The organism is Zetaproteobacteria bacterium (assembly GCA_003696765.1).
Lineage (GTDB): Bacteria > Pseudomonadota > Zetaproteobacteria > Mariprofundales > J009 > RFFX01.
Window position 1 is genome coordinate 21157 of sequence record RFFX01000021.1, and the last position, 10674, is coordinate 31830.

Annotated in this window: 6 protein-coding genes and 1 pseudogene; 4 read left to right on the forward strand and 3 right to left on the reverse strand. The window is 68.5% G+C overall.

All coding sequences use genetic code 11. The features are described 5' to 3' along the window. Positions 1 to 66: 66 nt before the first annotated feature. The gene (locus D6682_02085; protein RMH52368.1) at positions 67 to 1986 is read right to left on the reverse strand and encodes a peptidyl-prolyl cis-trans isomerase; all 1920 of its coding nucleotides are present in this window, start codon (positions 1984 to 1986) and stop codon (positions 67 to 69) included. Between the two features lie 122 nt (positions 1987 to 2108). On the opposite strand from D6682_02085, the gene D6682_02090 reads away from it, so the two are divergent. From D6682_02090 to D6682_02105, 4 genes and pseudogenes are all read left to right on the forward strand, one after another. Further along, the gene (locus D6682_02090) at positions 2109 to 2462 is read left to right on the forward strand and encodes an anti-sigma factor antagonist (GenBank protein RMH52369.1); all 354 of its coding nucleotides are present in this window, start codon (positions 2109 to 2111) and stop codon (positions 2460 to 2462) included. Positions 2463 to 2501: 39 nt separating this feature from the next. Next, the gene (locus D6682_02095) at positions 2502 to 3968 is read left to right on the forward strand and encodes a UbiD family decarboxylase (protein ID RMH52374.1); all 1467 of its coding nucleotides are present in this window, start codon (positions 2502 to 2504) and stop codon (positions 3966 to 3968) included. Beyond that, positions 3893 to 7597 (forward strand): response regulator, encoded by a 3705-nt coding sequence (locus D6682_02100; GenBank protein RMH52370.1) that lies wholly within the window; start codon positions 3893 to 3895, stop codon positions 7595 to 7597. Before D6682_02095 ends, D6682_02100 begins: the two co-directional genes overlap by 76 nt. Continuing rightward, positions 7594 to 8664, forward strand: a pseudogene (locus tag D6682_02105) (response regulator). The gene D6682_02100 and the pseudogene D6682_02105 overlap by 4 nt, the downstream one beginning before the upstream one ends. 34 nt (positions 8665 to 8698) lie before the next feature. Here the strand turns inward: D6682_02105 and D6682_02110 are convergent. Continuing rightward, positions 8699 to 9478, reverse strand: coding sequence for an rRNA pseudouridine synthase (locus tag D6682_02110; protein RMH52375.1), 780 nt, complete (start codon positions 9476 to 9478; stop codon positions 8699 to 8701). Beyond that, positions 9475 to 10509 (reverse strand): tryptophan--tRNA ligase, encoded by a 1035-nt coding sequence (trpS, locus tag D6682_02115; protein RMH52371.1) that lies wholly within the window; start codon positions 10507 to 10509, stop codon positions 9475 to 9477. The genes D6682_02110 and trpS overlap by 4 nt, the downstream gene beginning before the upstream one ends. Between the last annotated feature and the right edge of the window lie 165 nt (positions 10510 to 10674).

The following is a 10674-nucleotide window of genomic DNA, read 5'->3' on the forward strand; positions in this document are numbered from 1 at the left end:
CACGCGCCCTTCATCTCCCCCCGGCGTCGGCCACCCTTCCGCTCCAAACGGATGGTCGCACCGGCCTCAGAAGCGCCGGATCGCCTCGGGATGGATCTCGATGTCGTGGCGCTTGCGCACGCTGCTCATCCAGCGGGCGAAGCGCACCGCGCCCTTGCTTTTGGCCAGCTCGCTGCGCAGTGCCTCGCGTTTGTCGTCGAACAGCTTGTCGTCGGGTGCGATCACCGAGGCGACACGGACCACGGCGAAGCCCGCAGGGGTGGCGTAGGACCCGTCGAGCCAGCGGCCGGCCGGTGCGGCGAAGGCAGCCTTCAACACAGCGCCGGTGATCCAGTCGGCGCTCTCCCCCATGCCGTTGCGCCGCACCGGTTTGGAGCGCGCCTTGGTGAGATGAAACGCCTTGGCCAGTTGGTCGATCGACGTGCCGTCGGCGGCCTGGGCACGCACCTTGTCCGCCAGCTCGCGCGCCTTCTTCCGGCTCGTCTCGTCGATCAATGCCGCCCGTACCCGCTCGACCACCCGGTCGAACGGCTCGACCGCCGGCGGGACGATGCGGGTGACGGCCAGCGCCACATAGCGGCCGTCGTCCAGCTCGGTCACCTCGACGGCATCGTCGGGCTTGGCGCGGAACGCCCGCTTGCGCAGCTCCGGGTTGTCGGCGAGCAGTTTGACCTCGGCCGCCTCCTCCCGGCTGATCGGTCCGATCCTCTTGATCGGCAGGTCGACGGCACGGGCGGCGTCGGCCAGGTTCCCTTCACGGCCCAGAGCGTCGTCGAGCTCCTGCGACAACCGGTAGGCCGCATCCGCCGCCTTGGAACGCTTCAGTGTACGGAGGATCTTCTCCTTGACCTCGTCGAGCCCCTGCCGGCGCGCGGGGCGGACGTCGGTCACCTTGATCAGGTGGAAGCCGAAGCGGCTGCGCACGATGTCGCTCACCTCCCCCTTCTTCAGGGCGAAGACGGCCTTCTCGAAGGCGGGTACCATCGCACCGCGGCCGAAGAAGCCGAGATCGCCGCCCTGCTTGGCGCTGCCGGAATCCTCGGATGCCTCGCGTGCCAGGTCGGCGAACTTCTCCCCCTTCTTCAACCGCTCCCGGATCGCTTCGATCCGCTTGCGGGCTGCAGCCACCTGCGCGTCGGGGGCGTTCTCGGCCACCTTGATCAGGATGTGGCGCGCCCGGCGCTGCTCCTCGATCCGGAACTCCTCCTCGTGCGCCCGGTAGTAGTCGGCGATCTCCTGATCGCGCACCTTCTGCGCATCGACGTACTGCGCCGGGTCGATCACCACCACGGCGAGGGCCACCTTGCGCGGGGAGCGGAACTCCTCCTTGTGCGCGTCGTAGTAACGCCGCAGCTCCGCCTGCTTCGGCTCGATCCCCTTCTTCATGCGCTCGGGATCGACGATCAGCGCCTCCAGCACCCGCCGCTCGTACTCCTGTTCGAAGCGGTCGCGCAGATCCCGTTCCGAGACGGTGGCCGAGCGCATCACCGCCTGCTGCAGCGCATCGACCATCATGTTGAGCCGCTCCTCATCCTCGAAATCGCGCGGATTGGCGTAGCCCATCATGCGCAACAGGGCACGGTAGCGGGCCGGGTCGAACCCTTTGTCGTTGCGGAAGGCCGGGGTCGCCTGGATGCGCGCCACCAGCACCGCCCTGGGGGCGACCAGCCTGAGCCGGTCGGCCTCGGCGAGCATGATCCGCCGGTTGATCAGCGTCTGCAGGGTGTCGTCCTTGACGTGGAACCGCTCGAGCAGCTCGCGCGAGAACCGCTTGCCCAGCACGTTGCGGTAGCTCTCGATCTGCCGTTGGTAGGCGGCGGCGAACTCGCTGTCGGTGATCGGCTTGCCGTCCACCTCGGCCACCGTCTCCACACGGCTGCCCAGGAAGTAGTCGCCGATGCCCCACAGGGCGAACGAGAAGGCGATGCCGCCCAGGATCAGTTTGGCCAGCCACGACCGGGCGGCGTTGCGCATCGATTCGAGCATGGAGTCTCCGAGGTTGCTACGCGGTTTGGGCGTGGCGGCGCGGGCGCGCCATCGTCGGGCAGCGGGGTGCCACGCCGTGTCACGGACTGTATGGGAAAGGGGCGGCACGCTACTGTTCGCCCATGGCACGGGCAAGCCGATTCGGGGCGAAAACGGGGGGCGGCGAAGGGCTGGAGATCGTCGGTTCCGTCGGAGCCGAAGGCGCTGTCTCCCTGCGGTTGGACGGCACCCTCGACTACCGGAGCGCACCGCGGTTGTTGCAGGCGTTGCGCCGCTGCATGCGCCGCGGCGCGGAGGAGGTGGTGGTCGACCTCTCCGGGTTGGAGGCGATCGATTCTGCCGGCATCGCCACGCTGGTCGAAGGGTTGCGCTGGAGCCGCAGGGGCGGCGGTCGCTTCGCCCTGACCGGCGTCGGCATACGGGTGCGCGACGCCCTCGCCCTGGCCGGCCTGGAGGAGGCGTTTCCTGTTGTGTGACCGCCCCTCCCGGGGTCGGCGGCCGTCTGCGGGGGCGAGATGAAGGATCTGCGCGCCTTCGTCCAGCGGCTGGAGCAAACCGGCGATCTGCTGCGCATCCGCGAGCCGGTCTCCAGCCGGCTGGAGATCACCGAGATCTCGCGCCGCTTCCTGCGGCAGGATGGGCCGGCGCTGCTGTTCGAGTCGGTCGACGGCGGCAGGATGCCGGTGGTGACCAACCTCTTCGCCGCCGAACGGCGCATCGCCATGGGGCTGGGGCTGGATGGCGATCGCCCGGCGCGAGAGGAGCTGCGCCGGCTGGGGGAGCTGCTCGCCTTCCTCAAGGAGCCGGAGCCGCCCAAAGGGGTGCGCGATGCCTGGGCCAGTTGGCCCAAACTGCGCCAGGTACTGCACATGCCGCCCAAAATCGTGGCCGGGGCGCCGTGGCGGCAGCAGGTGTGGCGCGGGGAGGAGGTTGATCTCGGCCGGCTGCCGATCCAGCACTGCTGGCCGGAGGACGCCGCGCCGCTGATCACCTGGGGGCTGGTGGTCACCCGAGGCCCGCGCAAGGCGCGGCTCAATGTCGGCGTCTACCGCCAGCAGTTGCTCGGGCGCAACAAGCTGATCATGCGCTGGCTCAAGCATCGCGGCGGCGCGCTCGACCATCGGGACGCCAAGGGCGAGGGGGTTTCGCGGCTGCCTTGCGCGGTGGTCATCGGCGCCGATCCGGCCACCATTCTGGCGGCGGTGGCGCCGATCCCCGACACTCTGTCCGAGTTCCAGTTCGCCGGCCTGCTGCGCGGCGGGAAGACGGTGCTGACCCGAGGGGAGGTCAGCGGGCTGGAGATTCCGCAGTCGGCGGAGATCGTGCTCGAAGGGCATGTCTCGATGGAGGAGTATGCCGACGAAGGGCCCTTCGGCGACCACACCGGATACTACAACGAGGTGGAGCGTTTCCCCGTCTTCACCGTCGAGTCGATGTCCATGCGGCGCGACGCGCTCTACCACTCCACCTACACCGGCAAGCCGCCCGACGAGCCGGCGGTGCTCGGGCTGGCCTTCAACGAGATCTTTGTGCCGATCCTGCGCAGGCAGTTTCCCGAGATCACCGATTTTTACCTGCCGATGGAGGGGTGCTCCTACCGGGTGGCGGTGGTGGCCATGCGCAAGCAGTACGCCGGCCACGCCAAGCGGGTGATGTTCGGTATCTGGTCCTACCTGCGCCAGTTCATGTACACCAAGTTCATCATCGTGGTCGACGATGACATCGACTGCCGCTCGTGGTCCGAGGTGGTCTGGGCGATCTCCACCCGTACCGATCCGGCGCGCGACTTCACCATCGTTGAGCATACCCCGATCGACTACCTCGATTTCGCCTCGCCGGTTTCGGGGCTTGGCTCCAAGGTGGGGATCGACGCCACCAACAAGTGGCCGGGGGAGACCAGCCGCGAATGGGGCCGGCCGATCGTGATGGATGCGCAGACCCGTGCCCGCGTCGACGAGATCTGGGAGCGGATCGCCCGATGATCCGGGCAAGCGGCAACCGCTATGCGCTGCTGGGCTACCTGCTGGTTGCGGCAGGCTTGGTCTGGCTGATCTATGCCTTCTGGACCGCCCACAGCGAGCGCGATGCCGCGCGCATCTACGAGCAGGAGCAGGCGCTCCTCTCCGCTCTGCGCCACCACGATGTGCAGCTGCGTGCGGCGGTGGTCCATGCGGCGGCGACCGTCCCGCGCGGCGGAGTGGAGGATGCCGATCGGCTGGTGCGGTTGCGGGGGCTTTTGGCAGCGGATCTGGCGCGGCTAAAGCAGCTGGATCGGGTGGAAGGAGCCGCACGCTCCCGGCTGGTGCGGGCGGTGCGGCAGAGGATCGGGCGGATCGATCGCTACCGCAAGGAGCGTGCGGCGCTGCACGACGCCTTCACGCGCCTGCGTCAGGCCCGCGCCGATCTGGCCGATCTGTTGCCTGAGCCGTACGGGCGCTATGTCGACCAGCTGATTGCCCGGCTTGCCGCCTACACCGCGCTGCCGGTGGCCGAGCTGAAGCAGGGAGTCGATGAGGTCCTCGCGGAGTTCTCCTGGTTCAATCGCGGCGCGGCGCTCGATCGTCGGCTGCAGCCGCTGTTGCGTGTAGCCGGGGAGATCGTGCGGCGCAGCCAAAGGCTCCATGCGCTGTCTGCGGAGATCGAACGGGATTCGCTGGAGGGGGAGGTCGAGCAGGTGGTGGCGGCCTCGCAGCGGCGCCACCATCGGCACCTCTCCCTGGGGCGGCGGCGGCAGATGGTGCTGGCGGTCAGTGGCATCTGCTTCCTGCTGGTGATCGGCTTCGGGATGCGGCGGATCGGCCGCAATCAGCGCGAGATCGCCGCCGCCCACGCCGAGTTGACCCGTGCCCACGGCGAACTCAAGTATCAGCGGCTGGCGATCGATCAGCACAGCATCATGGCGGTGACCGATCTCGCCGGCACCATCGTCGAGGTCAACGACAAGTTCTGTGAGGTCAGCGGCTACAGCCGTGAGGAGCTGATCGGGCAGAACCACCGCATCCTCAAGTCGGGGGTGCATCCCGACGACTTCTACGCCGATCTGTGGCGGACCATCTCCTCCGGCCGTGTCTGGCACGGAGAGGTGTGCAACCGGCGCAAGGACGGCTCCCTCTACTGGGTGGACAGCACCATCATTCCGGTGGCCGACGATCAGGGGAGGCTGCGGCGCTACATCGCCATCCGCACCGACATCACCGCCCGCAAGCAGGCCGAGCAGGCGCGCGCCGAGAGCGAGCGCTGCATGGAGCAGGTGATGGAGTCGGCGCTCGACGCCATCGTGGTGACCGACGCCGAGGGGCGGATCCTGCAGTGGAATCCGGCTGCGAGCCGGTTGTTCGGCTACAGCCGCGAGGAGATGGTCGGCGGCGGCAATATCGACCGGCTGATCGACACGGCGCTGCTCGACCACGGCCCGATCCTCGGACGCTACATCGAGATCGAGGTGCAGGCGGCCGACGGCAGCTCGATCCCGGTCGAGATGTCGATGAACATGCTCAAGCAGGGTGGGACCACCCATTACAGTTTCTTCTTCCACGACATCCGCGCGCAGAAGGAGGCCGCCGAGGCGATGGCCCACGCGGCGAAGGAGGCGCGCGAGGCGGCGGAGAGCAAGTCGATGTTCCTGAGCATGGTCAGCCACGAGCTGCGCACGCCGCTCAACGGGGTGATCGGCATGAGCGATCTCTTGATGGATACCCCGCTGACCGAGGAACAGCGGGAGTTCGCCGCCACCATCCGCGCCTCGTCGGAGGCGCTGTTGGCCATCATCAACGACATCCTCGACTTCTCCAAGATCGAGGCGGGCAAGATGGAGATCGAGGAGGTCGACTTCGACCTGCGCGCGGTGGTCGAGGGCTCGGCGGTGGTGGTGGCGCACAAGGCGGGCAACAAGCCGGTGGCGCTGCTTCCTTTCGTCGATCCGGCGATCCCGCCGACGCTCAAGGGCGATCCCACCCGGCTGCGCCAGATCATGCTCAATCTGATCGACAACGCGATGAAGTTCACCAGCGAGGGCCATGTGGTGGCGCGTGCCGATCTGCTGGCCTTCGGCAACGATCGGGTGCGCATCCGCTTCAGCGTGGAGGACACGGGCATCGGCCTCTCCGAGGCGGCGCAGGCCAAGTTGTTCCAGCCCTTCGTCCAGGCCGACGGCTCGACGACACGCCGCTTCGGCGGCACCGGGCTGGGGCTGGCCATCTGCCGCCGGCTGGTGCAGTTGATGGGCGGGGAGATCGAGCTGCACAGCCGGGAGGGGGAGGGCTCCTGCTTCTCGTTTGTGCTCGATTTTCCGGTCGGTGTGGAGCCGGAGCAGCCGCGCGTGGCGCCGGAGACGCTGCGCGCGTTGGAGGAGGTGCGGCTGCTGCTGGTCGACGACGATGCGGTGGCCCGCGACGTGCTGGGACGCTACATCCGTGCGTGGAACATGGAGCTGGAGACGGCCTCGGGCGGTGACGAGGCGCTGGAGCTGCTCGCCCGGGCCCGGGAGGCGGGTCGGCTGCCGGACATGATGCTGATCGACCTCAAGATGCCGCAGATGGACGGCTTCGAGCTGGCCGATCGCGTGCGACGACTGCTGCCGGAGGCTCGAATGCCGCTGGTCCTTTGCACCGCCCACGGCGGCATGGGGCTCAAGCAACAGGCGGAGGCCCACGGCTTTGACCGGCTGCTGATCAAGCCGGTGCGCATGTCGCAGCTGCTCGATGCCATCGCCTCCTCGCTGGGGGTGGAGCGGCCGGGCGAGGCGCCCGCCGAGGCCGATCCGGGGGCGTCGGCACAGGAGGAGGCCCCGGCGCTCTCCGCCGCCGAGGCCGCCGCCGCCGGCCGGCTGGTGCTGCTGGTGGAGGACAACCCGGTCAACCAGCGGGTGGCCGAGATGCACCTGAACAGGCTGGGCTACCATTGCCATGCGGTCGGTGACGGCAGCGCCGCGGTGCGTGCCTCGGAGTGCACCCCCTATCCGCTCATCCTGATGGATTGCCAGATGCCGGTGATGGACGGCTTCGAGGCGACGCGGGCCATCCGTCGGCGCGAGCGGGAGCAGGGTGAGCCCCACCGCATCATCATCGCCATGACCGCCAACGCCATGAAGGGGGATCGTGAGCGCTGCCTGGAGGCGGGGATGGACGACTACATCAGCAAGCCGATCTCGCGCGAGCGGCTCCTCGAGGTGCTGCAGCGCTGGGCCGACAAGCTCCCTGCTTTCTGCGGCATCTCCGGGGCCGGGCGCCGTGCCGGCCGGGAACCGGCGTCATCGGAGGCGGCGGGCGATGCGGAGTACATCGATCTGGAGCGGGTGCGCGAGCTGGTCGGCGATGACGACGAGGTCGTGCGCGAGCTGCTGCAGCTCTTCTACCATTCGATGCGCGAGCTGTTGCGCAACAAGATGGCGGTGGCGCTGGAGGAGCGCGACGGCGCGGCGATGAAGGCGCATGCCCACGAGTTGAAAGGGGCGGCGGCCAACATCGGCGCGGTCGGGATCGCCGAGCGCTGCGCCGAGATCGAGCGGCAGGCCGAGGCGGGTGCATGGCCGGAAGTGGAGGAGGCGGTGGCGTGGCTCAAGGAGGCGCACCGGGCGATCGATGGCACCATCAAGGAGGAGGCCGGTTCATGACACAGGTGGTGATCATCGACGACAATCCGACCAACGTCTTTCTGCTCAAGCGGATGAGCGAGCAGATCGACGGCTGCACCGTCCACACCTTCGCCGACGCGCCGTCGGCCTTGGCCTGGGAGGGGATCGCCTAGGCCGACCTGGTGCTGGTCGACTACATGATGCCCAAGATGAACGGAATCGAGTTCGTCGACCGCTTCCGCGCGCTCAAGGGGTGCCGCGATGTGCCGGTGATCATGGTCACCGCCGATGACGACAAGGCGGTGCGCTACGAGGCGCTGGAGCACGGCGCCACCGACTTTCTCAACAAGCCGGTGGACAAGACCGAGTTTCTCGCCCGCATGCGCAACATGCTGGCGCTGCGCAAGAGCCAGAAACAGCTGGCCAACCGCGCCGACTGGCTGGCCGGGGAGGTGCGCAAGGCGACCAAGGAACTGCGCCAGCGCGAGCTGGAGACGATCCTGCTGCTCTCCAAGGCGGCCGAGTACCGCGATCCGGAGACGGCGGCGCATATCGTGCGCATGAGCCACTACTCGCGTCTGATCGCCCGCCATCTGGGGATGGATGCCATCGAGCAGGAGATGATCCTGCTGGCCGCGCCGATGCACGATATCGGCAAGCTGGGCACCCCCGACCGCATCCTGCCCAAGCCGGGGCGGCTGACCGAGGAGGAGTTCGCCATCATGAAGCAACATGCCGAACACGGCTACCAGATCCTGCGTCACAGCAGGACGCGGCTGCTGCAGATCGCCGCCGACATCGCCCGCATGCACCACGAGAAGTGGGACGGCTCCGGCTATCCGCGCGGGCTGAAGGGAGAGGAGATCTCGATCTACGCCCGCATCGTGGCGGTGGCCGACGTCTTCGACGCCCTGACCAGCAACCGCCCCTACAAGAAGGCGTGGCCGGTGGAGGAGGCGGTGGCCGAGCTGGAGCGGCTCAAGGGGCGCCATTTCGATCCGGCCTGTGTCGATGCGCTGGTCGGCCACCTCGACGAGGCGCTGGAGATCAAGGAGCGCTTTCGCGATGAGGAATCGGCGCTGGAGGTGGCGTCGGTGGCGGCATAGCCGCCGGGCGGGAAGCCCGCTCGGGGGCGTCCGGTCAGAGGCGCAGCAGCAGACGCCGCTCCCCGCGGTTGAGCGGGCGGATGGCGCCGCGCGGCAGATCGTCAAGCCGGATGGGGCCGAAACGGATGCGGATCAGCCGCCGCACCGGGTGGCCCAGCGCGGCCAGCGTGCGGCGGATCTCGCGCCAGCGGCCGCGGGTCAGCGTGGCGGTGAGCCACGAGTGGCCGCCGGTCTCGGCATCCACCGTCAACCGCCACGGCAGGCTCACCTCCCCCTTGCCGATCTCGATGCCGCCCTGCTGCAGCCGCGCGATCTCCACCAGCGACAGGTGGCCGGCGATGCGCACCCGGTATTCGCGCTCGATCGCCGAGGCGGGGCTGGTCAGTCGGCGGGCCAGCGCACCGTCGCTGGTGAGCAGCAGCAGCCCCTCGCTCTCCATGTCCAGCCGGCCGACCGACTGGACGTTGGGCGCCACCTCGATCCGGTCGTAGATCAGCGGCCGGCCGCGCGGATCGCTGCGGGCGCAGAGCAGGCCGGGCGGCTTGTGGTAGGCCAGGTAGCTGTGGCGCGGCTCGGGCGTGACCGGCCTGCCGTCGACCTCCACCCGGTCGCCGGCGCCGACCCGGATGCCGGGGGTGGTGACCACCGCTCCGTTGATCCGCACCCGGCCGGTGAGGATCCAGCGATCGGCCTCGCGCCGGGAGCAGAGGCCGCAGCGGGCGAGAAAACGGTTGATCCGCTCGGGGGTGCCGCCGGGTGTTTCTGCTGCCGGGCGGCGCCGGCCGCCGCGCCGATGTCGTCGGGATTCGCTCAGACGCGGTAGCCCATCTTCAGTGTGCGCCGCACCTTCTCCATGGTGCGCTCCGCCTCGATGTTGGCCCGCCGGTTGCCGTCGCGGATGATCTGGCGCACCTCGTCGGGCCGAGAGGCGATCTCCGCCCGCCGCCGGCGGATCGGCTGCAGCTCCTGTTCCAGATGGGCCAGCAGGATCCGTTTGCAATCGAGGCAGCCGATGGAGGCGCTGGTGCAGCCGTGATGGATCTCCGCGCGCTCCTCGTCGGTGGAGTAGATCTTGTGGTAGTCCCACACCGGGCAGCGCTCCGGGTCGCCGGGGTCGTTGCGCCGCTTGCGTTCGGTGTCGGTCTTCATCGTCTTGATCTTCTGTTCGGTCTGCCGCCACGGCTCGTCGATGGCGATGGTGTTGTCGTACGACTTGCTCATCTTGCGGCCGTCGAGCCCGGTCAGCTTCGCCGTCGGCATGAGCAGCGCCTCCGGCTCGGGGAAGAGCGGCTGGTCGGGCTTGCGGTAGAGGTGGTTGAAGCGGCGGGCCACCTCGCGGGTCAGCTCGATGTGCGGCACCTGATCCTCGCCCACCGGCACGGCGTTGGCGCGGTAGATGAGGATGTCGGCGGCCTGCAGCAGCGGATAGCCGAGGAAGCCGTAGGTGCCGAGGTCACGGTCGCGCAGCTGTGCAATCTGATCCTTGTAGGTCGGCACCCGCTCCAGCCACGGCAGCGGCGTGATGAAGGAGAAGAGCAGGTGCAGCTCGGCGTGGGCCGGCACCTCCGACTGGATGAAGAGCACGCTCCGGGTGGGATCGATGCCCACCGCCAGCCAGTCGATCACCATCTCCCAGATGGTCTCTTTGACGATGCCGGGGTTGGCGTAGTCGGTGGTCAGGGCGTGCCAGTCGGCGGCGAAGAAGAAGCAGCGGTGCTGCTGTTGCAGCCGCAGCCAGTTCTGCAGCACCCCTTTGAGGTGGCCGAGGTGCAGCCTTCCGGTGGGGCGCATGCCGGAGAGGATGCGCCGGGGTGCGGGGTGGGTCGGGGTCGGGTCAGATGACATGATCGAACCGCAAAACGTCCGTCCGTGGACTTTTTGGCTTCACGGAAATCGAAGCGCGGTTTTCGATTTCCTTACAAATCCATTGCTTGCATGCGCAAGCTCTTGATTTGCGCGGCCGTCCTGGCCGCGGCCGCCGGCTTCTTGCGAAGCCGGCATGACATGATC

What these genes read in the sequence shown, in the direction of transcription:
- D6682_02085 (RMH52368.1), bottom strand. Translation starts at nt 1,986, where the DNA reads ATGCTCGAATCGATGCGCAACGCCGCCCGGTCGTGGCTGGCCAAACTG.
- D6682_02090 (RMH52369.1), top strand. Translation starts at nt 2,109, where the DNA reads ATGGCACGGGCAAGCCGATTCGGGGCGAAAACGGGGGGCGGCGAAGGG.
- D6682_02095 (RMH52374.1), top strand. Translation starts at nt 2,502, where the DNA reads ATGAAGGATCTGCGCGCCTTCGTCCAGCGGCTGGAGCAAACCGGCGAT.
- D6682_02100 (RMH52370.1), top strand. Translation starts at nt 3,893, where the DNA reads ATGGGGCCGGCCGATCGTGATGGATGCGCAGACCCGTGCCCGCGTCGA.
- trpS (RMH52371.1), bottom strand. Translation starts at nt 10,509, where the DNA reads ATGTCATCTGACCCGACCCCGACCCACCCCGCACCCCGGCGCATCCTC.